This window comes from Propionivibrio limicola, from assembly GCF_009469695.1.
In the GTDB taxonomy this organism is placed as follows: Bacteria; Pseudomonadota; Gammaproteobacteria; order Burkholderiales; family Rhodocyclaceae; genus Propionivibrio; species Propionivibrio limicola.
Genome location: NZ_SSSR01000046.1, coordinates 1 through 590 on the forward strand (window position 1 = coordinate 1; position 590 = coordinate 590).

The 590-nt window shown below is 64.2% G+C and carries 2 protein-coding genes; both read left to right on the forward strand.

The window, feature by feature from the left end; translation table 11 throughout:
* Positions 1-6 precede the first annotated feature (6 nt).
* On the forward strand, positions 7-144 hold the full coding sequence (gene tnpB, locus GH659_RS14725; protein WP_343030113.1) for an IS66 family insertion sequence element accessory protein TnpB: 138 nt from the start codon (positions 7-9) through the stop codon (positions 142-144).
* 63 nt (positions 145-207) lie between these two features.
* A partial coding sequence (locus GH659_RS14730) for an IS66 family transposase (protein ID WP_211364278.1) occupies positions 208-590 on the forward strand: 383 nt, incomplete at its 3' end.

The following is a 590-nucleotide window of genomic DNA, read 5'->3' on the forward strand; positions in this document are numbered from 1 at the left end:
AAACGTCTGGAGCATGGTCGCTTCCTCTGGCCGCAAGCCGCCGAAGGGGCCGTGCACCTGACGACGGCGCAGCTTTCCATGCTGCTCGAAGGGATCGACTGGCGCCGTCCGGTACGCACCTGGAACCCGGAACGCGCCGCGTAGAGAAGGCGTAAACCTTTGTAAACAGGGCTGTTCACAGGAGGCGGTTTCGCGTAAACTCCCGGCATGTTCTCGCCCGACGTCCTGCCCGACAACCCGGCCTTGCTCAAAGCGCTGGTCAGTGCTCAGCAGGCCGAGATCGAGCACCTCAAGTTTGTCATCGCCAAATTGCGACGCATGCAGTTCGGTCGTCGTTCCGAACAACTGGATGAGACGGTGGCTCAACTGGAACTGGCTCTGGAAGAACTCGAAAGCGGGCGCGGCGAACTGTCCGGCAACGAACCGGCCGAACCCGCCGAACCGGATGAGTCCGCACCGGCGACCGAACCGGAGCCGGCGGCTCCGGCAACATCCCGGCCAAGACGCAAACCCCTGCCCGAGCATCTGCCGCGGGATACCGTGGAGCACCTCCCCGCTGAATGCAGTTGCCCGGACTGCGGCGGACCCCT